Below are 23,808 nucleotides of genomic sequence, written 5' to 3'. Positions count from 1 at the left end.
CCCTGCCCCGTGCTCAGGGCCGGGTCGCTGGGAGGGGTGGTGCGGCAGTGCTTCCGCGGGGTGTCAGCTGCGGGGCGGTGTCTTCGTAACCGCCGCTCTTCTGCCCCGAGATCAGCGCCAGCAGGGTCCGGGCGGCGTGCGCGCCGTAGGCGTGGATGTCCCGGGTCAACGCGGTCAGCGCGGGGCGTACCACCTGGACGAGTGGGGAGTCGTCCCAGGCGACGATCGACAGGTCCCCGGGCACCTGGAGTCCGATCTCCTGGGCGACCGACAGGCCGGCCACGGCCATGATGTCGTTGTCGTACAGGATCGCGGTGGGCCGGTCGGGGGTGAGCAGCAGACGCCGCGTCGCCCGCGCACCCTCCACGCCGGTGTAGTCGGTGTGGACGACCGGCGCGGCCTCCAGCCCCAACTCCTGGCACACGGTGGTGAAGGCCACGTCACGCAGTGAGGTGTGCACCAGGCCGGTGAGCCCGGCGACCCGGCCGACCCGGTGATGGCCCAGCACCGCGAGGTACTCCAGCGTCTCGCGGATCGCCGCGGCGTCGTCGGACCACACCGGGGTCAGGCCGCCCGAGCCGGACGGGTGACCGATGACGACCGTCGGCAGGCCGAGCTCCTCCAGGGCCGGCACCCGCGCGTCGTCCTCCCGCAGGTCCACCAGAATCGCACCGTCGATCTGCCGCTCGCCCCACCAGCGCCGGTACGCCTCCAGACCGCGTTCGTGGTCGGAGACCACCTGGAGCGCCAGCGAATAGGAGGCGTCGGACAGGACGTTCTCGATCCCACCGATCAGCTCCATGAAGAACGGCTCGGTCCCCAGCATCCGGGCCGGCCGCGCCAGCGCCAGACCCACCGCCGATGACTTCGCCCCGCTCAGCGCCCGGGCGGCGCTGTTGCGCACGAACCCGATCTCCTCGGCGACCTCCGCGATCCGGGCCCGGGTCGCCTCCGAGACGCCCGGCTGGCCGTTGAGCGCGTTCGAGACGGAGACCTTCGAGACGCCGACGATCTTGGCGATGTCGGCGATCGTCGGCCGTCGCCCGGCCGGACGCTGCTGCGGGGACACCTGATCCACGAGGACCCTTCTGAACGGCTGGGGCAGACCTTGCGCCCCCAAGCTACTACGGGCCCGGCCGTCCGCAGAAGCCGCCCCGGCATGCTCGGGGCAACCGGTTAACCAGCGGGTGAAAGCGAGCGATGACCACGATGGCGCCCCTCGGAGTGAAGCGGTTAACTCGACGGGCGCCGTAGCCGGACGCACCGGCGGCCGCCTCGGCGCGACCGCCGCCGACTCCGGTCGCGCCCCCGCGGTCGGAGATGGCGCGCCGGTGCCGCTCAACGGACGGCCTGCCGCACACCAGTGGTCGACCGCAGCTGGCGAACCGGTAAAGGAGCGGCACTTAACTCCGTGCTCGCCGTCAACGATCAGCGAGCTCCCCCAGGCTCGGTGGCCCGCCCTAGCAGGGACTTCATCGCTCGACTCGGCCCACAAACCTCACCTAACCGGTTTATGGACAGGTTCAGTAGGAGGGGCTACGGTTGCTCCCACCCGCCTTCGGAACCACCCCCACAGCGAATGGAGCCGCACGATGAAGGACGTCACCCAGCTCGACCAGGGCTGGGCCCTGCACCACGCGGGGAGTCGGCTCCCCGCCGCCGTGCCCGGCTGCGTCCACACCGATCTGCTGGCCGCCGGTCTGATCCCGGACCCGTTCCTGGAGGCCAACGAGACCGACGTCGCCTGGGTCAGCCGCCAGGACTGGACCTACACCCTGGACCTGCCGGACCACGGCACCCGGCACGAGCGCACCGACCTGGTCTTCGAAGGGCTCGACACCGCCGCCACCATCACCCTCGGCGGCACGGAACTCGGCTCCACCCGCAACATGCACCGCGGCTACCGCTTCGACGCCACCGGCCTGACCGGCGAGCTGGCGGTGCGCTTCACCAGCGCCTACCGTGAGGCCGAGCGGGTGCGCGCCCTGGTCGGCGACCGCCCCAACGTCTATCCGGAGCCGTTCCAGTACATCCGCAAGATGGCCGCGAGCTTCGGTTGGGACTGGGGCCCGACCCTGCCCGGTGCCGGCATCTGGCGACCGGCCCGGATCGAGCGCTGGTCCACCGCCCGACTGGCCCGGGTGCGCCCGCACACCACCGTCGACGGCGCCACCGGCACCGTCGAACTCCACCTCGACCTGGAGCGCACCACCACCGGCGCGGCCCGCGAGCTCACGGCCACCGCCACCATCGGCGACCACACCGCCACGGTCGCCTTCCCGGTCGGCCAGGACACCGCTGTCATCGTCCTGGATGTCCCCGACCCCGCGCTCTGGTGGCCGCGCGGCTACGGCGACCAGGCCCTGTACGACCTCGACGTGACGCTCGCCGACGCACAGGGGCCGCTCGACAGCTGGCACCGCCGCGTCGGCTTCCGCACCATCGAACTCGACACCTCCGACGACGAACACGGCAGCGGCTTCACCCTGGCGGTCAACGGCGTCCGCCTGTTCGTCCGGGGCGTCAACTGGATCCCCGACGACACCCTGGTCAGCCGGGTCACGCCCGAACGCTACCGGGAGCGCCTCACCCGCGCCGCCGAGGCCAACGTCGACCTCGTGCGGGTCTGGGGCGGCGGCATCTACGAGGACGAGGCCTTCTACGACACCTGCGACGAAATCGGCCTGATGGTCTGGCAGGACTTCCTCTTCGCCTGCGCCGCCTACCCCGAGGAGCAGCCGCTGCGCGGCGAGATCGAGGCCGAGGCCCGCGAGAACGTCGTCCGCCTCATGCCGCACCCCTCACTGGTGCTGTGGAACGGCAACAACGAGAACCTCTGGGGCTTCCGCGACTGGGGCTGGGAGACCGAACTCGCCTCGGCCTCCTGGGGCGAGGGCTACTACCTCGGCGTGCTGCCCCGCATCGTCGCCGAACTCGACCCCACCCGCCCCTACACGGCCGGCAGCCCCTGGTCCGGCAGCTGGGACCACCACCCCAACGACGTCGACCACGGCACCCACCACTCCTGGGAGGTGTGGAACCGCCAGGACTACGCCGAGTACCGGGCCACCGTCCCCCGCTTCGTCGCCGAGTTCGGCTGGCAGGCCCCGCCCGCCCACGCCACCCTGCGCCGCGCCCTGCCCACCGAAGAACTGGCCGCCGACTCCCCCGGCATGCTCCACCACCAGAAGGCCGAAGACGGCAACGGCAAGCTCGACCGCGGCGTCGAGCGCCACTTCGACCTCCCCGCCGACTTCGACCGCTGGCACTACCTCACCCAGGTCGTCCAGGCCCGCGCCGTCGCCGCCGGCATCGAGCACTGGCGCTCCCACTGGCCCCGCTGTGCGGGGACCGTCGTCTGGCAGCTCAACGACTGCTGGCCGGTCTCCTCCTGGGCCGCCATCGATGGCGACGGCCGCCTCAAGCCGCTCTGGTACGAGCTGCGCCGCGTCTTCGCCGACCGACTCATCACCATCCAGCCGACCACCGGCGACGCCGCCCCGACCCTCGCCCTGGCCAACCAGGCAGCCCAGCCCTGGCACACCGTCGTCACCCTGCGCAGGGTCTCCGCCGACGGCACCACCACCACGACGACCGAACTGCCAGTGACCGTCGAAGCCCGCTCGGTGCTGCGCCTGCCGGTACCGAACGCGCTGGCGCCGACGGCCGGCTCGACCAAGGAGTTCCTGGCCGCCGACGCCGACGACCTGCGTGCGGTGCACTTCCCGGTACCGGACAAGCACTTCGACTACGTGCGGCCCGAGTTCGACGTGACCGTGGAGCCGGTGGCCGGCGACGACACGGCCCGCGACATCGTGGTCACCGCCCACACCCTCGTCCGCGACCTGCTGCTGCAGGCGGACCGGCTGGCACCCGACGCGGTCGCCGACCGAGGCCTGCTGACGCTGCTCGCGGGCGAGCGGGCCCGGATCCGGATCACCGGAGCGCCCGGCATCGACGCCGACACCGCTCGCGCCGCCCTGTACTGCGTGGAACCCGCGTGACCAGGTCCACCTGACGCGCCGCTGACGGCTCGCTGCTACCGGGCTCCCACCGCCGGCAGCAGCGAGCCGCCAAGCGCTTCGCCGCCCCCACCATGGTCGACGCCACCACCTGGCAGAGCAGCGGCGTCACCTGCCCCTGACCCACACACACCCGGGTGCCGCCGGGCCGCGCCGCTCCCGACGCGGTCGCGGGCCGCCGTACTCGCGGGCCGCGACCGCTCCCCGACCCTGCCGAGGGGCACCGGTCTTGATCGGCCGGCGGGCCGGCGCTGCCGCGCACGCCGGGCGGCGGCCGTACGGGGCGGGGGCGGGGGCGGTTCACCGGCGGGGGTGGTTTCCGCGGGCGGGGGCGGTTCGTGCCCGTTCGGACACGGGGCGGTTGCGCCCGTGCGCAGGAGTTGGCCCCGCGCGCTGCCCTTTCGCCCGACGGTCTGGACGGGCCCGACGGCCGCGATCGAGCATCTGGTGATCCATCGTCACCTCGCCGCCCCGTCAGCGGCGTTGCCACCGGCTGCCGATCACCGTGGAGGACCGCCGTGCAGCACCGTTCCCGCCCCACCCCCAAGGCGCTCGGCGCGGGCGCCGCCCTGAGCCTGGCGCTGGCGCTCACCCTGAGCGCCGCACCGGCCCTGGCCGCGCCCCCGGGGCCGGGGGCCGAACCCGATCCCGTCCCCGCCCTGGTGGCCGGGGAGGGCACCGCCGCCCCTCAGCTGGTGACCGGACTGGCGGAGGCCGCGCCCGGCGGCGCGGGCGAGGCGGCACGGGCCCACCTCGCGGCCCACCCCGACCGCTACCGGATCGACCCGGCGCAGCTGACCGAGCTCGCCGTCGAGCGGACCGCCGCGGACCGCCGCACCGTCAGGTTCCAGCAGTACCACGGCGGCATACCGGTCCTCGGCGGGCAGTACCTGGTACGCCTGGTGGGCGACGGAGCCGGTCAGCGGGTGGAGTCGGCCGGCGGCAAGTACTTCACCGGGCTGACCGCGCCGACCACCGCCGCCGTCCCGGCCGCGACCCTGCGCCGACTGGCACTCGACTCGCTGACCGACCAGCGCGCCCGGACCGCGGCCACCGCCGAGGACCGCGGCCCCGCCGTCCTGCCCGGCGGCGCCGGGCGCCTCGCCCAGCACTTCACCGTACGCTCCACCGACCCGGCGACCGGGGGCCCGCTGGTCCGCGAGGTCTACGTGGACGCCACCCGCGGCGTGGTCGCCCTCGCCCATGACGCCCGGAGCCCGTACCGGGCGGCGGACGCCGGTACCGGTGCCGCCCGTGGCGCGGCAGCGGCCGCCGCACCCACCGGGCCGGCCGGCGAACCCGCCACCGGCAGCGCGCCCGACCTCCTCGGCCGCACCGTGCCGGTCAGCATCGCCCGTCAGTCCGACGGCAGTTACCGGCTCGTCGACCTCACCCGGCGCGCCACCATCTCCACCTACGACGGGACCGGCCGCGACTACCGCGAGTTCGGCCGGCTGCCCGCCGACGCCCTCCCGGTCGCCTCCCCCGGCCCCGACTTCCCGGCCGCCACCGGTACCAGCGGCGCCACCGACGCCCACGTCAACGCCGGTACGGTGTACGACTTCTACCGCGACCGGCTCGGCCGGGACGGCCTGGACGGCAAGGGCAGCCCGATCACCTCCGTGGTGAACGTGAGCAACGGCGGCAGGCCCTTCCCGAACGCCTCCTGGGACGGGCAGAAGATGGTCTACGGCAACGGCGACGCCACGCACCGCCAGTTCGCCGCCGCCCTGGACGTGGCCGGCCACGAGATGACCCACGGCGTCATCCAGCACACCGCCGACCTGGAGTACTCCGGGCAGTCCGGGGCGATGAACGAGGCGCTGGCCGACTACTTCGGCAACGCCATCGAGGTCACCGCCCGCGGCATCGCGATGACCGACCCCGGGGCCGCGCTTCTCGGCGAGAGCCTCTGCCTCACCGGCACCCCCGAGGCCTGCGCGGGCCGTCGGCTCGACGACCGCCGCACCACCGTGGACGACTACCTCGGCGCCGGGCTCGAACTCGACAGCGGCGGCGTGCACCTCAACTCCACCATCTTCGGCGGCGCCCTGTGGGACCTCCGCCGCACCCTCGACCCGCTCACCGCCGACCGGCTCGTCTACCGCGCCCTCGCCGAATTCCTCACCCCGCTGGATGACTTCGTCGACGGCCGCAACGCCGTCCTGGCCGCCGGCCGCTCGCTCGGCCTCAGCCGGGCCGAACTCCGCACGGTCGCCGCCGCGTTCGACGCGCACGGGATCCGCGCCGGCTGGCAGAGCCGGGTCCGTACGGACAGCCGCCCGCTGCTGCGCGGCGCCATGGCCCCGACCGGGCCGGCCGCGGGCGGGGGCCACTGGGTGATGGGCAGCACCAGCGGCCCCGTCGGAGGAGCCGTCCCCCTCTACACCGGCTCCACCACCGCACCCTCCACCCCGACCCGGCTCAGCCCGGAGGACGAGCGGATCCACGGCTGGGCCGCCACCGACGGCACCTCCGCCGTCTGGCTGGCGATCGGACTGGACGACACCGGCACCTGGGGCACCGAGGTGCTGACCCGCTCGCTGTCCGGCGGCCCGGTCCGCAGCCTCTTCAAGTCCTCGGCCCAGTCGCCCGTCAGCGTCCAGGTCTCCGGCACGGACATCGCCTTCGTGCTGACCGACGGCGACACCGGCCGCAGCCGGGCGATGCTCTCCCACGACGGCGCCCCGCCGGTGGAACTCCCGCTGCCCGAGGGCCACAACCTGGTGCCGTACACGAGTTCCTCCCTCTCCCTCAGGAACGGCCTGCTCGGCTGGCTCGAAACCTGGACGACCGGCGAGTCGACCGTCCAGGCCCCGACCGTCTACTCGATCGCCGCCGGCCGGACCACCGCCCAGTACCCGGTGAGCACCGCCAACGGCGCCGAGGCCCCGTTCCTCGACTCCCCGACGCTCGCCGGCGACCGGCTGCTCTGGACGCAGACCGCGCCCGGGCAACCCGGCGGCGGGGCCATCCGCTCCGGCGCGCTGAACGGCTCGGGCGTCGGCGAGCTGCTGCCGGCCGGCTCGCCGCTCGCTCCGGCCGACCTGGCGATCACCGCCACCGACCGGGCCGTCACCTTCCAGCAGCGCGGCGACAAGCCGGCCAACGGCTGGTCCAACGCCGCGCTGCCGAAGCTGTACCAGCTCCCCGTCACCGGCGGCACCCCCGTGCGCGTCTCCTGCAACCGGGGCACCCAGTTCCACCCCGCCGCCGACCAGGGCAACCGGGTCGTCTGGCTCGACGCCACCACCGGCGGCAGCGACCTCGTGACCCGCGACCGGCCCGCCGCCGCCTGCTGACCCGACCCGCCGTCCACACCGCTGCGCCGTTCGCCCCTATCCCCGGGGCGAACGGCGCAGCGGCGTGTAGACCGGAAATCCTTCGGCACCGGACGGTGAGAGACCGTCATTCGAGGCGGTGAAGACCGGAAGATTTCCCGTCTCGCCTCGGTTGTCGCCCCGTCACCCGCCGACCGGAGCACCGGCGAGGACGCCCGCAGCGTCGCCCCGGCGTGGCCTGCGGAGCAACGGACACGGCGTCGGACCGCCCCCGACGGGCGACGACGGGTGGACGGCTTCCGCCGGACCGGCGGAGACATCCGGTCCGCCGCCCGTAGGCTGAGGCCCGCGGCGCCGCCGGGGGGCGGAGCGTGCCGCGCACAGAGTCGACCGAGGAGCCGAGCATGGACAGGCGCAGGGTGGTCGTGACCGGGGCGACCTTCCCGGACCAGGTGGTACGGAAGCTGGAGGCCGGCGGGTTCACCGTCGAGTCGCTCCCCGGCGACCTGGACGAGGACAAGGTGGTCCAGGCGCTGCACGGCGCCTGGGGCTACGTACTGGGCGGGTCGGAGGTGATGTCCGCGCGCGCGTGGGACCGGCTGCCGGACCTCGCGGTGGCCTGCTTCATGGGCACCGGCTACGGCTCCTTCATGGAACTGCCCGAGGGTGCTTCGCCGACCCGGTTCTGCTACACCCCGCACGCCAACGCGGTGGCGGTCGCGGAGTTCACCGCCGCTCAGATGCTCGACCTGGTCCGCGGGGTGACCCGCCGGGTGACGGGCGTGCGGGCCGGGCTGTGGAGCGAGGACGCGACGCCCTCGCTGGTCGGCGCCCGACTCGGGGTGGCCGGCATGGGCCACATCGGCCGCGAGGTGGCCCGGATGGCGCACGCCGCGTTCGGCATGGAGGTCCTGTACTGGAACCGCACGCACCGCCCGGAGCTCGACGGGCTGCCCTACACCGCGGTCGCCTCCCTGGACGACCTGTTCGAGGCCGCCGAGGTCGTGACCCTGCACTTCCCCCACCAGCCGGGCGTCAACGACGGCGTGATCGGCGCACGGCAGTTGACGGCGCTGGGTCCCGACGGCTTCCTGATCAACACCGCCCGCGCCGCCCTCGTCGACCCCGACGCCCTGCGCACGGCACTCGCCGAGGGCCTGATCGCCGGCGCGGCCTTCGACGGCTACTACACCGAACCGACGCCGGACCCCGCCGAGGACCCGTACGGACTGCTGGAGTTCGTCCCGGACCGGCTGCTGGTCACACCCCACTGCGCCTACCTCAGCACCCAGGCCGTCCGGCGCATGGCCGACATGGCCGCGGAGAACCTGCTCTCCGTCGCCCGGGGCGACGAACCCCGCTACCCCGCCACGGCCGGGTAGCGCGCCGCGCCGGGTGGTCGGTGACGCGGCGGGCAGGTGGCCGGTCCCGGGCGCGGGATGCCTTCGACGTCCCCGGTGACGGTCCACCCTCGCCCGCCGCGGTCCGGGCCGCCGGCTCGCGGCGACACCCGCACCGCGGCGGTCTCCTCCCCGGCCCCTAGCGAACGACCTCGTAGCTCAGCGCCGGGAACGGGAAGTCGGCCCAGTGCAGGCTGCCCAGCACGTAGGACAGGTCGCTCGGCTTGCCGGGCAGGCCGGTCCGGCAGTCGGCGGTGAAGTAGACCCTGATGTTCACCTCGGTGAAGTCCACCGCGGACAGTGCGGGGGACGGCAGCGCGCGGCAGCCGGTGCTGCCGGTGTCGACCGGGAACCTGGTGCCCGTCAGGTCGGCTCCGGTGGCGAAGTAGGCCACCGGGGCGTGCGGGAGTTCGACGGCGGCGGCGGGCTGGGCGAGAGCTCCGCCCAGCAGCAGGGCGGCCGCGGTGGCGGCGACGGCGGTGAGGCGCTTCAGGTGGACGGTCATCGCGGGACTCCTCCTCGAAAGGTCTTCCTACGGTGCGGTCAAGCTCATTGCATCTTCAACTACGCCTGCCACCCGTGCCAAGACCACCCGGGAACCAGCCCTCCCCCCAACGCCGGTAGGCGGCCGCGGCGATGAGCACACCCGGTGCCCACCGCCGCGGCCGCCTACCGGCGCCACGCGCCGGGGGTCACCGCAGCGTGGGCAGCGAGGCGTAGCAGTGGAACATGTCCTTGGTGGCCGAGACCATGACGTCACCGGTCCGCGGGCCGACGACGCCGTCCTGGTCCAGGCTCGCCCACCGCTGGATGGCCACGATCGCCCCGTAGGTGTCCGGCCCGAAGGAGCCGTCCACCGCGATCTCGTGGTAGCCGGTCTGGTACTGCAGCGAGTTGGAGGTCTGCTGCACGCACTTCACGCTGGCGTACGTGTTGCTCTTGCCGTAGCCGACCCAGAGGGAGCCGGAGTTGGGCACCGCGTGTGCGCTGCCGCCCATCACGCCGACGGTGAGCAGGGCCGCGGCAGCGGAGACGAGCGCGCCGCGCCGCTTCAGGGAGATGCTGTTCAAGGGAACCCCAGATTCTTCGAGATACGGGCTGTGTGTCGGATGTCCGGCGGTGCGGTCGGCGCGGCGGCGGCCGGGCCGTTCCCCGGATGGTCGCCGCTGACCGGCCGTCATGCCGCCCAGCGCCGCCGAGGCCGGGCCGGGAGGCCAGGCCCGGGGCGCACGGCGCCGAGCACCGTGCCCCGTCCCCGTCCCCCGTGCCCGCCGCCGGTCCCCCCGGCACCGGCGGGCTGCCACCGGACATGAAGATCACCCTAGGCCCGCTCACACCCTCCCGAGGGCGATCGGACGGCGGATGGACCGGGTTCGCGCGGCGTCCCATGATCGTCTCATCGCGCTGACCTGGCTCTTGGGACGCCGGACGGGCCCGCGACGAAGACGTCTCCATTTGCACGGACCGGTCCGGGTGTCCCCTGGCGCAGGTCCCCCGGAGCCCAACCGGCCCCCGGCCGGGAGAGCCGACAGCGTCACCACGCCGATCGGGAGCCCTCAGCCCTCCGGGGCCCCGTCCGCCCGCCGCGGCCGGAGCCCGGGTATCAGCCGCGCGAGCTCCTGCCCGTCCACGCCCTCCACCTCGACGGCGCCGTTCACCCAAAGCGCGAGATGGGCGAACCGGGGTGCCAGCCACACCAGTTCGGCTGCCGGATCGCCCTCGCCGTCGGAGCGCCCGATCCGCAGGTCGGGAAGCACGAGGCTGTCGAGCCCCGGCAGGACCGGGGACTCCGCGAGCGCCGAGAACACCTCGAACAAGGTGGCGTCGAACTCCGATCCGCCGAGGTCCAGGTGCGTGAGTCCGGGGTACCCGGCGGGCGTCAGCTCGTCGAGCTGCTCGACGGGGCAGCTCGCGCCGTAGACATCGCACCCGATCTCCACCACCAGGGACGCCACGCCCGGTGTCCGCCCGAGGTCGAACACGGCGCCGTCGGACGTCGCCGGGCCGTTGACCCGGAGCCGGGTCAGGCCGTCGTGGTCGATGGCGTCGAAGAGGAAGGCCCCGTCGAGCTCCAGACTGCGCAGCGCGGGCAGGGCCTCCCATGGCGCCGTCCGCACCAGGGCGCTGTGATGGTGGTCCATCGGGTCGATCCGACCGCCCGTCGACGTCTCGCCGTCCTCGTAGAGGTACTCGAAGCCGTAGCCGAAGCGCAGGTGCTCCAGCCGGGGGCGGGGGTGGCCCGCCAGTGAGCGGGCCGCGTGCTCGGCGGAGTGGTGGTAGTCGGTGAGGCGCAGGTCGAGCGTGCGCAGCCGGTGGGTGACCGGATGGGACAGCAGGGCGTCGATCAGTGCGCCCTCCCAGCGTTCGGGATCGGTGAGGTCGACAGCCGCGGCGTGGGGGTGGTCGGCGAGGAGCCGTTCGAGTAGCTCCCGGCGGCCGGACGGCGTGCGCCCGGTGAGGGCGAACCACGCCTCGTCGACGAAGCCGCGGCGCCAGGTGAACCGCAGGAGCCGTCCGTGCGCAGCCCGTCGAGGCCGAGCCGCCGTTCGACCTCCCCGTAGGCGGCGGCGACCCCGGCGTGGTCCGCGCCGGCGGTCTCGGACGCGTGCTCCAGGCGGATCGCCGCACCCCGCGGGTCGCCCGCCGCGCTCAGCAGGTCCGCGTGGGCGAGCCACTCCTCCCAGCCGTCCGTCGCAGGCGCGTCCGCGTCACAGCGAAGAAGTGCATGCCGTTCTCCAGGGCCTCGGGGTCTGTCGGTCGCCGACGGCACTCTAGGCGTGGCGACCGACAGACCCCGCGGGGGCCGGCGGCGGAGCGGGCGGGACGGTCGGCGCCGTCGTACCGGTGCAGGACGCCCGAGCGGGCCCGCCCGCCGTGGTCACCGTGCTCGGCGGGCGGCTCCGGGGAGGCACCGCGGCCGGTGGGGGCCGCCCCGGGGCTGGGTCACTTCCGCCAGAACAGGTGGTGCGTCACGCCGCTGGAGCTGGGCACGACGTCCAGGTGGAAGCGGTCGAGCAGCTCGTCGGGGGACTCCCAGAGCCGCAGGCCGGACCCGAGCTTCAGCGGCGAGACCGCCACGTGCAGGGTGTCGACGAGGTCGGCGTCGAGGAACTCCCGGACGGTGGTGACTCCCCCGCCGAGCCGGACGTCCTTGCCCTGCGCCGCCTCCCGCGCCTGCTCCAGGACCGTGGCCGGGTCGCCGTCGACGAAGTGGAACGTGGTGTCGGAGAGCGTGAACGACGGCCGCGTGTGGTGGGTCATGACGAACACCGGGGTGCGGAACGGCGGCTCGTCACCCCACCAGCCGCGCCACTCGTGGTCCTGCCAGGGCCCGCGCTGGGGCCCGAACTTGTTGCGGCCCATGATCTCGGCCCCGATGTTGCGGGGGTAGTCGCGGGTGAAGTAGTCGTCGAGACCCCGGCTGCCCCCGGGGTCGGTGCGCATCGGCCAGCTCGCCGTCGCACCGGCCCAGGAGAACAGCCGCTCGGGGTGGTCGAAGCCGAACGGGCGCTCGAAGCTCTGGTCCTCGCCGGCCGCGACGCCGTCACTCGAGACGACGAAGTTCTGGACTCTCAGCAGTTGCGTCATGTGTGTTCCTCCAGTGGTTCCTGCCGGACGACGACGGTGCGGCTCCCGGGTGCGGGACAGACACGGCGGCAGTCTTGCAGGCGCCACCGACAATCGGGCCGAACCGCACCGGTCGGCGGCGGGCCGCTGCGGCCGCCCGGCTCACCCGAGGACCAGCGGCACCTTCGTCCCCGGTGCCCCGTGCGCCCCGAGTGCCGTCCGCTCGGCCGGGGTCGCGGCCCGCCGCCCGGTGCCGACCAGCAGCGCGTCCGCGTCCGCGAACGAGGCCGGGAACGCTCCTCCGGCGATCCGCTCCAGCAACCGACGCGCCCCGGCCAGCCCCTCGGCGGGCGGGCCCGGCAGGTGCGGCAGGTGAGCGACCAGATCGAGGTGGTGCAGCGTCCACTCCAGCACGTAGGCGTCCAGGTAGTCACCGGCGGTCAGCACCTGCCCCTGGGTGGCCACCCGCAGCCGCGGATCGGCGAGTTCGGCGGCGCGCCCCGCCGCGGAGCCGACGTCGTCGAGGTGGAGGCGGAGCAGCCCCGGGTCCCCGTAGGCGGCGGCCAGCCGGACGGTCAGCGCGTCCAACGGGTCCTGGCCGTCGGGCGGTTCGGCGGACACCTGCCAGTACGACGCCGCGTCCCGGGTCGGCTCCGCGGGGGACGGGGTGACCAGGGTGATCAGTACGTCCTGGGCGTCGATCACCAGATGGCACACCAAGTCCCGCACCAGCCACCCGGCACAACCCGACGGCTCGGCGAAGTCCTCCTCCGCGAGCCCGTCCACCGCGGCCCGCAGCGCCGCCCATGACCGTCCGAAGAGATCCACGCCCGCAAGCTACCACCGCCCCCGCCCGGGCCGCCGGAACCGGCGACGGGTGGAGCGGGAGCGGGCCGACCGCCTGCCCGCGCACCCGCGGCGAAGCCTTCTCGGCGCGGAATGCGGCGGCGGTGCCCTACTCGGTCGGTGCCCTACTCGGTCCGGACGAGCCCGGCCTGCCGGTAGCGGGCCGCCGTCCGGAGGAAGTCGGCGAGGGCCCGGTAGTGGCCGGAGGCGAGGTGCGGAGCGTCCTCCTCCGTCCAGCCGGCGGGCAGCGCGACAGCGGCGGCGAGTTCCGCCGGGTCGACCCGTCGACCCGGGCGCCGGGGGACAAAGCCGTGAGCGCGTCCGCGACGGCGCGGACCTGTTCGGGGGTCAGGCAGCGCGGCGGGCCGTAGCCCCGGTCCCCCGCGGCGGGGAGCTCGTCCTCCCCGTGGACGACGTCGACCGGGAGGGCGTGGCGGCGGAGCAGGAAGCCGAGTACGTGCCCGGCTCGTCCGGTCTCGTGCAGCCGCTCCCGGGCGGCCGCCCCGCCCCCGTCGAGCGCGGCGACCCGTGCCCGCGCCCGGTCCGGCTCGGCCGCCGAGCGCCGCAACTGGTCGGCGCTCGCCGGAGACAGCGACCGTTCATTCCCATGGCCCTGAGCCTGGAGCCTGACGACTCGGCGTCCCCGCCAGGGGAGCAGGCGGCCTGAGGATGGTCGGCACCCGCGTCAACTCCCGGGCGATGCGGCGGTCGTGGGACAGTCGTGGTGATGGGGTGGCAGGCACACGACGTTCAGGACCGGCTCCTCGTCGTCCACGATCTCGAAGGTGAAGACGGCGCCGGAGGGTTCGGCCTCGACCGAGCGCTGACCCTCGAAGGTGAGTGCCGGGTACGGCCGCCAAGGACAACCCGCCCGGTCCAGGGCGGCGATGACGTCGGTGTAGTACGGCTGTCCGGGAAGGGCCGGTCGGCCGGCCAGTGCGGGTGGGAGGTCGATGACTTCACGCCAGGTCTGGAGGCAGACGAGCACGACGGCTCCACAGCCGCACACCGCCAGTTCCAGGTCTCCGTAGCCGACCAGTCGGGGCCACTCGTGACGGTCCCCGACGGCGCCCACCCACGGCTCGCCGTACTCTGCGATCACGGAGGCCAGGGACACCCCGTTCGCGACCGGCCCCAGGTGCCCGGTCCGCGCCAGGCCGGTCAGGACATCGAGTATCTCCACGACGGCGGAGCCTGCCACCTGCGGCGATGGCTGTCCAACCGGTTGACCGGCCCCGGACGGCCGCGCCCGACCCGGAGCGAACGGCCGAGCAGTTCCCCACACGGGAGGCTCGTGGACGCGGGCCCACCGCAAGGGGTCGACCCGCAGCCGGTGGGCGCGTGCCACAGTGAAACCGATGCCCGGCAACGGTGGTGACGCCGACTCGGCGACATCCGTATTCCCGATTCCCGGATGCCGGCCGATCCTCGTGGACTCCCGAACCGGATTCTGCGGGTTCTCCTCGCTCGCGGAGCGGGAGAGGTGGCGGGTCGCCGGCCGATCGTTCGACGCAGGCCGGCGCGGACGTCCAACAGTGCGGTGACGGCGGCCCGTTCAGGCGGTGGGCGCGGTGGAGGTCGGCCGAGCCGGAGGTCAGCCGAGCCAGACGATGTCGAGGACGTACAGGCGCTCGGCCAGGCGGTTGACCGAGTAGACCAGGCTGAGCTGGCCGACGGAGGCGCAGCGCAGGTCCTCGCCTTCGAGGTCGGTGGCGTCCCACTGCGGCCATCCCCAGGGGGTGCAGGAGGCGATGTCGAGCAGGTCGCGGACCGTCAGCTGGGCGTGCCGGGGCAGGTCGACGAAGGTCTTGGCCGCCTGCGGGGACAGGCGGGCCGGCCAGACCCGGTCGGTCACGGGTTCGTCCCGGTGAGTTCGGCGAGGTCGATGCCGTCCTCGTCGTCCAGGCCGGCGGCGGCGAACGCGTCGACCGCCGGTGCGCTGTCCAGGCGGAACCGCCAGGTGCGGACCACCTCGTGCAACGGGGAGAGGTCGTAGGTCTGGCGGGAGTCCTCCAGCGCCTTCGCCCAGTCCCGCTCGAAAGCCGGCAGCCACCGGGCGGACCGCTCGGGCGGCTCGGCGTGGATGCGGACGAGCAGTTGGGCGGCGGCGCGAGGCGCCGGGGCCGACGGCGGGGCGGGCAGGTGGTCGGGCTGGGCGCTCAAGAGGTCCTCCACTTCGTCGTCGGTCACGGTACGGCAATCGGTGGGCGCGAGGGCGGGGCCGCTACCGGATTCCCTCCTGGTTGGCCGATTCGCGTGTGTCCCGAGCCGTCGGTCCGGCCTGCCCCGGGTCCGGCGGTCCGGGGCGTGCTCGTCCGCCCCGGTGCCCCAGAGGGGGCGCCGCCGCGTCGAGTTGCCCCGCGCCGTACGGGTCGCGAGTCCGCGCCCCTGCCCCGCCGCCCGGGGGCCCGGCGCGGACGCGACAACCCCCGTGCCGCTGTTGCCGCTCACGAATCTCACCCCTCGGACCCGCTGCCGCCCGGACCGCCGCGGGGGCGGCGGACCGCACCGTCGGGGTGTGCGGCGACTCTTCGGCGGCATACGCCCCTCCACCGTGTCGGATGCCTCCGGCAGCGGTCGCCACTCGACCGGTCCGTCGAGCAACACCCCTCCGGTAAACGGGAGATGGGGCGCGGACAGGGGTGCCGTTCAAGCACCGCGTCGGGTGCCGGGAGCCCTGGTCGGCCTCCATCCGCCAACACCCGCCCGCCCTCCGCGCGTTCGCTTCCACACCGGGGTCCACCGAGGTCGGGCCACGCACCGTCGGCACCCCGTGCGATGGAACATTCCGCAATCCTCGTACACCCCGCCCGGCTAGCCGTACATTCACTGCACGACTGGTGACGGACTACGCGTAGGAGTGGTTGTGGGAAACGGGAACACTTTCGGTACGGACAGCGGTGTGGGATCGACGATTTCGCTGTTGGAGGGGAGGCTGCCCGCAGTGCGGGACCGGCTCGCCCGGGCGGAGCAGGAACTCGCCGCCGCCAGGGCCGAGGAGGAGGCGGTGGCCAAGGCGCTGGCGGGCCTGCGGGGGCTCGCCGGCGTGTCGATCGGTGCCGGGGGCGAGTCGGGCGCCCCCGAGGCGCAGCCGGTTTCGGCCGAGGCACCGCAGGAGGAGGCCGCGGCGACGGAGCCGACCCCGGCGGCACCGGCACCGGCTGCGGCGGAGGCGCCCGCTGCCCCGGCCACGCCTGCCGCTCCGGAGGCGTCCACCGCTCCGACGGCGAAGGCGCGGAGCAGGAAGCCGGCAGCCGCCAAGAAGGCGGTGGCGGCGAAGAGTGCCGCGTCCGATGCGGAGCAGGCGGCGCCGTCGTCGGCCCCCGGCAAGAAGCGGACCGCGACGAAGGCGGCGGCCAAGGACAGCGGGCCCAAGCCCACGGCGAAGCGGACGCCTGCCAAGAAGGCCACGTCGACTCCGGCGGCGGCCCCCGCCAAGAAGGCGGCCCCGGCTCCGGCGACCACCGCCAAGAAGGCCGCACCGGCGACCCCGGCCAAGAAGGCCGCACCGGCTCCGGCGACCGCCGCCGAGGGCAGGACCGCCTCGACGGACCGCCGGCGCCAGGTGGCGGACGCGGACAGCGTGGTGGCGGTGCTCGCGAAGGCCGAGGCCCCGCTGCGCGCCCGCGAGGTCACCGAACTGCTGGGCCTGGAAACGCACGAGGGCAACATCAACACGATCCGCACCAGGCTGGAGCGTCTCGCGAAGGCCGGCCGCGCGCAGCGGCCCGAGCGCGGCCTCTACACGGCCGTCGCCGGGGCGAAGGCCTGACCGCCGGACGGGGGCGTGCACCGGTCGACTCCGGTGCACGCCCCCGTCGATGACGTCCGTCGGGCGGCCGGGCCCGTCGCGACGGGCCCGCCCCGACCGGTGGGGGTGAGGGCATCGGCACGAGGGGACGAGGCCGGTGCACGCGGGCACCGGTGCGGCGAGCCCAAGGGGACGGCCGCGACACGCGCGCAGCGCTCTGTCCTATGATCATCCCTGCTCATCGGGTCCCCGAGACACGGCGGACGAGCCGCGTCGACGAAGAAGGAGCCCGATCGGTGGCGACAGTCAAGCCCGGCAGGAACACCGCGGCCACGGTGACGGCGGTGGCACTCGCCGCCGTCGGAATCGGCGGCGGCGCGTGGGCGCTGGTCGCCCCCCGCACCGAGCGGGCCGAACCCCCGGCCGCGTGTGCCGCACCCCGGCCCACGGACCCGGCCGGCTACGCCGCGCTCTGCGCCGCCCTCAACCGCCCCGACCTGCCGGCCCTGCTGGGCACGCCGCAGGACCGGGTCTCCACGGCCGGTCCGGCACCCTTCGGCCTGGGCAAGGACGCCATGGTGGAGGTCCGGCTGGGGGTGAGTGCCGTCGCCCTGACGGACAGCTCCACCACGGTCGAGGACATCGCCGACATGCCGCGGTTCCTCCCCCGGCCCGCCACCGTGCTCGGCCATCCCGCCATGACGTACTACACCGACGCCATGAGCCTCGGCTTCGGCACGGACGGGAAGGCCACCACCGGCGTCGGTTCCCCTGTCCGGAACCTCGTCGTCGCGCAGGGCCCCGGCGCCCCGGGCGGCCGGGCCTTCGAGGTCGCCGTTTTCCGCCACGACGGCCGTCCCGTCGACGACGCACTCCTGTACCGGGTCGCCGAGGCCGTCATGCCCACCCTCCCCGGCTGGGTCACGGCGCCCTCGGAACCGTCCGGCCACTGACCGCGCCGCACGGCGACCACGACAGCCCCACCAGCCGGGGCGCGGGAGCAGCCCCGACAGCCCGGCCGGGCGCCGGACGGACGGCCGCGGGCCGGCCCGCGGCTATGACGACTGTCACGGCCCGTGAATGATCACCCGGCTGGTGCGGCGTTCCGCCCGGTTGCGATGATGGGTGACATGGACGGGGCGAGGTGCCCCGAGCGGTCGAACGGGGGGTCGGCGATGTCGCCGCATGAGATCGGGTTGTACGCGAGCGCGGCGGTGGTGGTCGGTGCGGGGCTGCGGACCTTGGTCCTGGCCGGCCTCACGGGCGGCTCCGGACACGGCGGTTCGGCGAGCGGCGACTCCGGGCCGGGCGAGGTGTTGGCGGTCGTCCGTACCGCCTTGGCGCGGCGCCCCAGGGTCACCCTCGCGCTGTTCGCGGTGATGGCGGCGATGGCGGTGGTCCAGTACGCGGTGCCCGGCGTGGTCGAGGACCTGATGCGCCGGCCGGGTGCGCTGTCGGACGGTCAGTGGTGGCGGGCCGGGACCGCGCTGCTGGTGCAGTCCTCGGGGATCACGCAGATCGCGTTCAACCTGTCGGCGCTGCTCGTGATCGGCGCCGTCACCGAAGCGGTCCTCGGACGGTGGCGGACCCTGGGCGTCTTCCTGGCCAGCGGTGTCCTGGCCCATGTGGTCAGCCTGGCCGGCTGGGCGCCGAACGGGGGCGGCGACTCCGTGGCCATCTGCGGACTGCTGGGCGCACTGGCCGTCACCTGTCTGCTGGGCAGGAGCACGCTGGGCGTGACCGCCAAGGACATCTGGCCCGTACTGCTCATCCCCGCGGCCGGCACGTTCCTGTGTCTGCTGGAGAACAACCACGGTGCCGGACTGGTGGCGGGCTGCCTGATCGGCCTGGCCCTCGCGCTCCGCGGCAGGGAGCTGCCTCCGCAATCGGTCGTGGCGTAGCGCCGCCACGAGTCCCGCCGGCGCGGGCCGGCAGCCCGTCCCGGAGGCGGCCGCCCAGGGACGCGTTCGCCGCCCCGATGCCGCGACCGCACCGCCGATGACCCCGAGGCGGCTCGACCGTCTCGGGGGGGCGGGCTCCGGATCGAACCGCGGCGGGGCCGCAGGGACGCGGCCCGGCGTTCCCCGGGGCGGGGCGAAGCCGGGCGGGGCGGGGCGAAGCCGGGCGGGGCGAGGCGAAGCCGCCACCCCGGAACCGTCGGTTCGGCGGCCGGCCCCGGTCCGGCTCCGCACCGGGCCGGGGGCCACCGCCTCCGTCACCGCAGGACGGTGTCGAGCCAGTCGAGGATCCGGCCCATGGCGAGACGCTGGGCGCCGGTGTGGCAGTGGGCGCCCGCACCCTCGGCGACGGTGAAGCGGGCGAGGGTCTTGGGGCAGGTGAGGCGGTCGTAGAGCTGCTGGGCCTGGCCGTCGAAGAAGAGGTCCTCCTCGGCGTCGCAGACGAGGGTGGGGCAGGTGATCCGCTCGGCGATGCCGTCGGCGAGCGTGTAGTCGAGGTAGGAGGCGAGGAACGCGCGCGGGGTCGCCACGTCCATGACGTAGGAGCCGTGCGTGATGGCCCAGCGCACGGTCGGGTTGGTCTTCATCAGCGCCTCGATGGAGGCGTCGATCTCGGGGGCGTGCTCGGCGCGCAGCAGGGCCTCGGCCTCGGGGCGCGGCATCGGCAGGTTCTTCACGCTGACCTCGCCCAGGTCGTACACGCCGTCGACGGCGATCACGGCGGCCAGTCGGTGCTCGAAGGCGGCCGCCCTGGGCGCGAGCAGGCCGCCCATGCTGAGGCCGAGCAGGGCGATGCGCTCGGGGTCGACCTCGGGGCGCTCGGCGATCAGCCAGTCGACCACCGGGGTGACGACGCTCTCCCAGTTCGGGCGGAACGGCAGCCCGTCACGGAAGCGGGCGGCCGGCTGGCCCGGGCCGTCGAAGGTGAGCACGTGGTAGCCGCGCTCCTGGCCGGCCGCTCCCCCGAAGAAGTGCATCTCCTCGGCGGACCCGTCGAAGCCGTTGTGCATGACGATCGTGGGCGCGGGGGCGTCGCCGGGGGCCCGGTAGAAGTAGCCGTGGAGCACGGTGCCCTCGAAGGGGATCTCGACGGGTTCGATGCGGGGCTCGAAGAGGGCGGCCGCCGAGCGGAAGGTGTCCACCGCGCGCTCGTAGGAGGCCGCGATGCGGGGGTCCTTCGGGTTGCCGTGCAGGAAGAACTCGGCGGAGCGGAAGTAGTTGCTCGCCCGCAGGTAGGCGTCCCGGGCGCTGATCCGGTGGCCGCCGGCCAGGGCGGTGGCGGCCTCGGCGGCGGTGCGCTCGGCGGTGGCGGACCACTCCTCGTACCAGCCGTCGTAGTCACCGGCGGTGATCCTCTGGGCCGTGGCGATCACCTCGCCGAAGTCGGAGCCTCCGTAGGCCGCGTGACCGATCGCCCGGAGGGTCTCGTACCAGAACTGCGGGTCGTTCTCGAAGAGCAGGGGCTTCATGGCGTTCTCCTAATGCAAGATTGGTTGCGTTTATTACGGTAGTGAGCCGAAGCCATAGACGCAAGTTCTCTTGCGTTAGTCTTTGGCTGTGAACGAAGACCAGGTACGGCGCAGGACCGGCGGCCGAAGCGCCCGCGTACGGGAGGCGGTGCTCGGCGCGACGGCCGAGCTGATCGCCGAGCACGGCCACGCACGGATCTCCATCGCCCAGATCGCCGAACGCTCCGGCGTCCACCAGACCTCGATCTACCGGCGCTGGCGGTCGACCGACGCGATCGTGCTGGAGCTCGCGGTGGAGCGCCTCTCCGCCACGTCCGTGATCCCCGACACCGGGACACTGCGCGGGGACCTCGTCGCCTACGCCCACGGGGCGGCGGCGTCGATCGAGGGGCCGGACGGCCTGGCACTGCTACAGGCGCTCGTCGCCCTGCCCGCCGGGAACGCCGACCCCGGCCTCGACCCCAGGACCGTGCTCGCACCGCGCGGCAGGGACCTGCAGGACATGCTCGACCGGGCCGTGGCACGCGGGGAGCCGCAGCTGCACATGATGGACGTCCTGGACGGGATCGTCGCACCGCTCTACCTGCGGGTCCTCCTCCGGATCGGGGGGATCGACGAGGCGTACCTCGACTCCCTGGTCGTCAGGACGCTGGCGGCGGCGACGGACTGACGCGACCGGCGGCCGGAGCCGGGGCGCCGCGCCGGCCCTGCCGGGGCGGCGAAGAAGGCCCCCGACGCGGCGGCGGGCCGGGCCGCGGGCCGGGCCGCCACCGCCGGGGCGACTGCGGGCCGTTCGGCCCTTCCAGCTGTGTGCAAGGTTCATGACGCACAGACTGGCGCCGGACGGTGTCCACTTCCCAGGTCCGTGCGGGGCGGGGACTGTCCACCCCTGTCCGCGGCTGTCCACCCGGTCCGCGACGGTCCACGACGGTCCACCCGGTCCACCCGGTCCGACGATGCGCGGACCAGGCCGTTCCCGTACCGCTCGGTCGCGGTCATGACCCAGGCGACGAAGGCCGTGCCCGGCAGGTCCGCCGACGGTGTCGTCGCCGTGCCCGAGCACCTCGGGGATCCGCTGGCGTACGCGGGCCCGGCCGTCGTCGTGCTTCTCAGCGCGCTCGAACTCCGCGCACTCCGTCGCCGGGGCGGGCGCGGAGTGCGCGGAGCGACAGCCGGCTGACCGGTGTCGGGGCCGCCCCGGGCGCGGGACGGCCCCGGTCGGCCTCGCCGGGTGGGGTCAGCGGGCCCGCAGCGGACCGGCGAAGGACTTGCGCAGGGAGGACGGGGCGACGACGGGGAGCAGCGAGGCCAGCAGCTTGCCCTTCAGGGTGTCCGGGGTCCTGGTCAGTCGGACGTCCACCCGGGTGCCGTCGCCCTCCGGGGTCAGCCGGAAGACCCAGCCGCCGCCGGGCCCGAAGAGCTTGGAGTCGAGGGTGGTGATGGTGACCTCGTCGCCCCCGGGCTTCCAGTCGTAGCGGGCGCGCTCCCAGGCGGCGGCGGTGCCCTCGGTCACCTCGGCCCAGCCCTCCCCCACGCCGTGCACCGCGAAGTGCGCCGCGTCGATGGTGGGCCACGCCTGGGCGCGGGCCGGGCCGAAGTCGGTGAGGACGGCCAGCACGGCGTCCGGGTCGAGCGAGGAGATCAGCTGGAAGTTGACGACGGTCACGAGGTCCTCCGGAGGTGGTGCGGGGCGGGCTGGGCCCGGTCGCACCCACCCTGGTGCGCGGACGCGGGTACGGCATCCGTCAGTTGACCGAGGACGGGGCCCGCGTCATGGCACTACGTCGACCGCCGGGTACGAAGTACCCGCGCCGGGTGGGGGTTTCGCCGGCCACGGGAGGCGGGGCGGGGCGGTGACGGGCAGTCGGCGACTCGCTCGTCCGCCCCGGCCGGGCCGTCGGCGGGGGCCGGGACCGACCGTCATTCGACGGATCCGCGGCGCCGCCCGTGCCGCGAGGGTGGAACCACCGAGGCACCCACCGTCCGCTCGGACGGGTTCGGGGCGCCGCATCGGCCCACTGACCCGCGTACCGGTACCCGTACCCGTACCCGTACCGAACGGAAGGACTGTCCCATGGCAGCAGGAAAGAGCACCCGGAAGCGCCGGCTGGCAACGGCGGCGGTCTGGGCCGCGGCCGCGAGCGTCGCACTGGGCACGGCCGTGGCCGGGGGCACCGCGAACGCGAGCGCGCCGGTCGCGGTCGGCGTCAGGCCGACGATCGTCCTGGAACACGGCGCGTTCGCCGACGCGTCCAGCTGGAACGGCGTGATCAAGCGGCTCCAGGCGGACGGGTACCCGGTGGTGGCCCCCGCCGTCCCGCTCCGCGGCCCCGCCTCCGACGCGGTCGCGCTGCGCGGCCTGCTCCAGCACATACCGGGGCCGAAGATCCTGGTGGGCCACTCCTACGGCGGCTCGGTCATCAGCGCGGCCGGCGCGAACGACCCGCAGGTCAGGGCCCTGGTGTACGTGGCGGCGTTCCTGCCCGCGCCCGGGGAGACGGCGCTGGAGCTGTCCGGCAGGTTCCCCGGGTCCACCCTCGGGGACGCGCTGGACCCGGTCACCTACCCGCTGGCCGACGGCACGGCCACCACGGACCTGTTCATCCGGGCGGACGCGTTCCGCCACCAGTTCGCCGCCGACGTCCCCGCCGCCCAGGCGGCGCTCATGGCCGCCACCCAGCGCCCGATCGCCCAGAGCGCGCTCCAGGAGCCGGCCACCGTCGCCGCCTGGACGGAGAAGCCGAGCTGGGACGTCGTCACGACCCAGGACCTGAACATCCCCGAGGCCGCCCAGCTCTTCATGGCCCGCCGCGCCCACGCCCGCGTCACCCTCGTCCCGGCCTCGCACTCGGTCGCCGTGTCGCATCCGGGGACCGTGGCGCAGGTGATCGAGGAAGCCGCCCGGACCACCCGCTGAGGCGGACCGGAGCGGCGGCTCTCGGGGCCCGGCGGCCGGCCCGCCCCGGCAGCAGCACCGCACATCTGACGCTCCATCAGCAGGAGTCAGCATCCGAACCGGTGACCGCGGACGCGGATCGCCGGACCGACACGTACGAGGAGAAGGACATGGCAGTCAGTTACACCGGTGTGGTCACGGTGACCGGCGAGGGGCGCAACGGCGGGCAGGTAACCGCCAGCGACGGCCTGCTCAGCACCGCACTGGCCATCCCGAAGGCGCTGGGCGGCGCGGGCGGCGCCACCAACCCGGAGCAGCTGTTCGCGGCCGGCTGGGGGGCGTGCTTCCTGGGCGCGGTGCGGCGTGCCGCCGCCGAGCGCAAGGTCCGGCTGACCAGCACCGCCGTCACGGTCGAGGCCACGCTGACCCACGGCGACGACGGGGAGTTCGGCCTCAGCGCGGTGCTCGACCTCGAACTCGGCGGCGTGGACCAGGCGATGGCCGAGGAGCTGGGAGCCGCCGCGCACCGGCTGTGCCCCTACTCCAAGGCGACCCGGGGCAACATCCCGGTCACCGTCCGCGCGAGCGCGGTGGCCGGCTGACGCGGCCCGCGTCACC

22 protein-coding genes are annotated in these 23,808 nt (G+C 74.4%); 10 read left to right on the top strand and 12 right to left on the bottom strand.

The features are described from left to right. Positions 1-13: 13 nt before the first annotated feature. Entirely contained in the window at positions 14-1,069 is a 1,056-nt protein-coding gene (locus tag ACIF6L_RS13260) for a LacI family DNA-binding transcriptional regulator (protein ID WP_396489471.1), read from the bottom strand. A gap of 523 nt (positions 1,070-1,592) precedes the next feature. On the opposite strand from ACIF6L_RS13260, the gene ACIF6L_RS13255 reads away from it, so the two are divergent. The 3 genes from ACIF6L_RS13255 (at position 1,593) to ACIF6L_RS13245 (ending at position 8,685) form a co-directional block, all read left to right on the top strand. Next, a complete protein-coding gene (locus ACIF6L_RS13255) occupies positions 1,593-4,004 on the top strand; it encodes a glycoside hydrolase family 2 protein (RefSeq protein ID WP_396489133.1) in 2,412 nt (803 codons plus the stop codon). A gap of 536 nt (positions 4,005-4,540) precedes the next feature. Beyond that, positions 4,541-7,324, top strand: a complete 2,784-nt coding sequence (locus ACIF6L_RS13250) for a M4 family metallopeptidase (RefSeq protein WP_396489135.1) — start codon at positions 4,541-4,543, stop codon at positions 7,322-7,324. Positions 7,325-7,707: 383 nt separating this feature from the next. Then, positions 7,708-8,685 carry a 2-hydroxyacid dehydrogenase gene (locus ACIF6L_RS13245; protein ID WP_396489137.1) on the top strand — a complete coding sequence of 326 codons (978 nt, stop codon included), beginning with the start codon at positions 7,708-7,710 and terminating at the stop codon, positions 8,683-8,685. Positions 8,686-8,842: 157 nt separating this feature from the next. Here ACIF6L_RS13245 and ACIF6L_RS13240 read toward each other — a convergent pair whose 3' ends face one another. The 9 genes from ACIF6L_RS13240 to ACIF6L_RS13200 all read right to left on the bottom strand — a co-directional run bounded on the left by ACIF6L_RS13240 (position 8,843) and on the right by ACIF6L_RS13200 (position 15,306). After that, positions 8,843-9,208: a hypothetical protein gene (locus ACIF6L_RS13240; protein WP_359806588.1), complete on the bottom strand. Its 366-nt coding sequence runs from the start codon at positions 9,206-9,208 to the stop codon at positions 8,843-8,845. Positions 9,209-9,395: 187 nt separating this feature from the next. Next, a complete protein-coding gene (locus ACIF6L_RS13235) occupies positions 9,396-9,773 on the bottom strand; it encodes a peptidoglycan-binding domain-containing protein (RefSeq protein ID WP_359806585.1) in 378 nt (125 codons plus the stop codon). 486 nt (positions 9,774-10,259) lie between these two features. Further along, positions 10,260-11,378: a hypothetical protein gene (locus tag ACIF6L_RS13230; RefSeq protein ID WP_396489139.1), complete on the bottom strand. Its 1,119-nt coding sequence runs from the start codon at positions 11,376-11,378 to the stop codon at positions 10,260-10,262. A 268-nt stretch (positions 11,379-11,646) separates the two neighbouring features. Continuing rightward, complete coding sequence (locus tag ACIF6L_RS13225; RefSeq protein WP_329485314.1) at positions 11,647-12,291, bottom strand: dihydrofolate reductase family protein; 645 nt, start codon at positions 12,289-12,291, stop codon at positions 11,647-11,649. A 141-nt stretch (positions 12,292-12,432) separates the two neighbouring features. After that, the gene (locus ACIF6L_RS13220; RefSeq protein WP_329485315.1) at positions 12,433-13,098 is read right to left on the bottom strand and encodes a maleylpyruvate isomerase N-terminal domain-containing protein; all 666 of its coding nucleotides are present in this window, start codon (positions 13,096-13,098) and stop codon (positions 12,433-12,435) included. Positions 13,099-13,225: 127 nt separating this feature from the next. Continuing rightward, positions 13,226-13,684 (bottom strand): DUF1877 family protein, encoded by a 459-nt coding sequence (locus tag ACIF6L_RS13215; protein ID WP_396489142.1) that lies wholly within the window; start codon positions 13,682-13,684, stop codon positions 13,226-13,228. A gap of 117 nt (positions 13,685-13,801) precedes the next feature. Beyond that, entirely contained in the window at positions 13,802-14,299 is a 498-nt protein-coding gene (locus ACIF6L_RS13210) for a hypothetical protein (RefSeq protein WP_396489144.1), read from the bottom strand. A gap of 411 nt (positions 14,300-14,710) precedes the next feature. Next, positions 14,711-14,971 (bottom strand): hypothetical protein, encoded by a 261-nt coding sequence (locus ACIF6L_RS13205; RefSeq protein ID WP_352292661.1) that lies wholly within the window; start codon positions 14,969-14,971, stop codon positions 14,711-14,713. Then, a complete protein-coding gene (locus tag ACIF6L_RS13200) occupies positions 14,968-15,306 on the bottom strand; it encodes a DUF6247 family protein (RefSeq protein WP_359840228.1) in 339 nt (112 codons plus the stop codon). Before ACIF6L_RS13200 ends, ACIF6L_RS13205 begins: the two co-directional genes overlap by 4 nt. A gap of 712 nt (positions 15,307-16,018) precedes the next feature. Here ACIF6L_RS13200 and ACIF6L_RS13195 point away from each other — a divergent pair. The 3 genes from ACIF6L_RS13195 (at position 16,019) to ACIF6L_RS13185 (ending at position 18,768) form a co-directional block, all read left to right on the top strand. After that, complete coding sequence (locus tag ACIF6L_RS13195) at positions 16,019-16,888, top strand: hypothetical protein (protein WP_396489146.1); 870 nt, start codon at positions 16,019-16,021, stop codon at positions 16,886-16,888. A 275-nt stretch (positions 16,889-17,163) separates the two neighbouring features. After that, positions 17,164-17,820: a DUF6215 domain-containing protein gene (locus ACIF6L_RS13190; RefSeq protein ID WP_359836059.1), complete on the top strand. Its 657-nt coding sequence runs from the start codon at positions 17,164-17,166 to the stop codon at positions 17,818-17,820. 222 nt (positions 17,821-18,042) lie between these two features. After that, complete coding sequence (locus ACIF6L_RS13185) at positions 18,043-18,768, top strand: rhomboid family intramembrane serine protease (RefSeq protein WP_329485324.1); 726 nt, start codon at positions 18,043-18,045, stop codon at positions 18,766-18,768. Between the two features lie 314 nt (positions 18,769-19,082). Here ACIF6L_RS13185 and ACIF6L_RS13180 read toward each other — a convergent pair whose 3' ends face one another. After that, a complete protein-coding gene (locus ACIF6L_RS13180; protein WP_329485325.1) occupies positions 19,083-20,294 on the bottom strand; it encodes an alpha/beta fold hydrolase in 1,212 nt (403 codons plus the stop codon). An 88-nt stretch (positions 20,295-20,382) separates the two neighbouring features. On the opposite strand from ACIF6L_RS13180, the gene ACIF6L_RS13175 reads away from it, so the two are divergent. Next, the gene (locus ACIF6L_RS13175) at positions 20,383-20,964 is read left to right on the top strand and encodes a TetR/AcrR family transcriptional regulator (protein WP_396489148.1); all 582 of its coding nucleotides are present in this window, start codon (positions 20,383-20,385) and stop codon (positions 20,962-20,964) included. Between the two features lie 327 nt (positions 20,965-21,291). Next, the gene (locus ACIF6L_RS13170) at positions 21,292-21,474 is read left to right on the top strand and encodes a hypothetical protein (protein ID WP_359836062.1); all 183 of its coding nucleotides are present in this window, start codon (positions 21,292-21,294) and stop codon (positions 21,472-21,474) included. A gap of 57 nt (positions 21,475-21,531) precedes the next feature. Here ACIF6L_RS13170 and ACIF6L_RS13165 read toward each other — a convergent pair whose 3' ends face one another. Further along, positions 21,532-21,960: a hypothetical protein gene (locus ACIF6L_RS13165; protein WP_396489150.1), complete on the bottom strand. Its 429-nt coding sequence runs from the start codon at positions 21,958-21,960 to the stop codon at positions 21,532-21,534. Between the two features lie 408 nt (positions 21,961-22,368). Here ACIF6L_RS13165 and ACIF6L_RS13160 point away from each other — a divergent pair, with 408 nt between their 5' ends. Both ACIF6L_RS13160 and ACIF6L_RS13155 read left to right on the top strand, forming a co-directional pair. Continuing rightward, positions 22,369-23,211: an alpha/beta fold hydrolase gene (locus tag ACIF6L_RS13160; protein ID WP_396489152.1), complete on the top strand. Its 843-nt coding sequence runs from the start codon at positions 22,369-22,371 to the stop codon at positions 23,209-23,211. A 149-nt stretch (positions 23,212-23,360) separates the two neighbouring features. After that, positions 23,361-23,792, top strand: a complete 432-nt coding sequence (locus ACIF6L_RS13155) for an Ohr family peroxiredoxin (RefSeq protein ID WP_359836065.1) — start codon at positions 23,361-23,363, stop codon at positions 23,790-23,792. Positions 23,793-23,808: the final 16 nt, after the last annotated feature.

The sequence above is a fragment of the Kitasatospora sp. NPDC086009 genome (assembly GCF_044540385.1).
Lineage (GTDB): Bacteria > Actinomycetota > Actinomycetes > Streptomycetales > Streptomycetaceae > Kitasatospora.
Note: the sequence above shows the minus strand (reverse complement) of the source record. Positions and strands in the feature narration are given on the sequence as shown.

Coding starts and splice junctions, on each gene's coding strand:
- ACIF6L_RS13180 (WP_329485325.1), bottom strand. CDS start 20,294: ATGAAGCCCCTGCTCTTCGAGAACGACCCGCAGTTCTGGTACGAGACC.
- ACIF6L_RS13155 (WP_359836065.1), top strand. CDS start 23,361: ATGGCAGTCAGTTACACCGGTGTGGTCACGGTGACCGGCGAGGGGCGC.
- ACIF6L_RS13240 (WP_359806588.1), bottom strand. CDS start 9,208: ATGACCGTCCACCTGAAGCGCCTCACCGCCGTCGCCGCCACCGCGGCC.
- ACIF6L_RS13225 (WP_329485314.1), bottom strand. CDS start 12,291: ATGACGCAACTGCTGAGAGTCCAGAACTTCGTCGTCTCGAGTGACGGC.
- ACIF6L_RS13245 (WP_396489137.1), top strand. CDS start 7,708: ATGGACAGGCGCAGGGTGGTCGTGACCGGGGCGACCTTCCCGGACCAG.
- ACIF6L_RS13185 (WP_329485324.1), top strand. CDS start 18,043: ATGTCGCCGCATGAGATCGGGTTGTACGCGAGCGCGGCGGTGGTGGTC.
- ACIF6L_RS13255 (WP_396489133.1), top strand. CDS start 1,593: ATGAAGGACGTCACCCAGCTCGACCAGGGCTGGGCCCTGCACCACGCG.
- ACIF6L_RS13170 (WP_359836062.1), top strand. CDS start 21,292: ATGACCCAGGCGACGAAGGCCGTGCCCGGCAGGTCCGCCGACGGTGTC.
- ACIF6L_RS13160 (WP_396489152.1), top strand. CDS start 22,369: ATGGCAGCAGGAAAGAGCACCCGGAAGCGCCGGCTGGCAACGGCGGCG.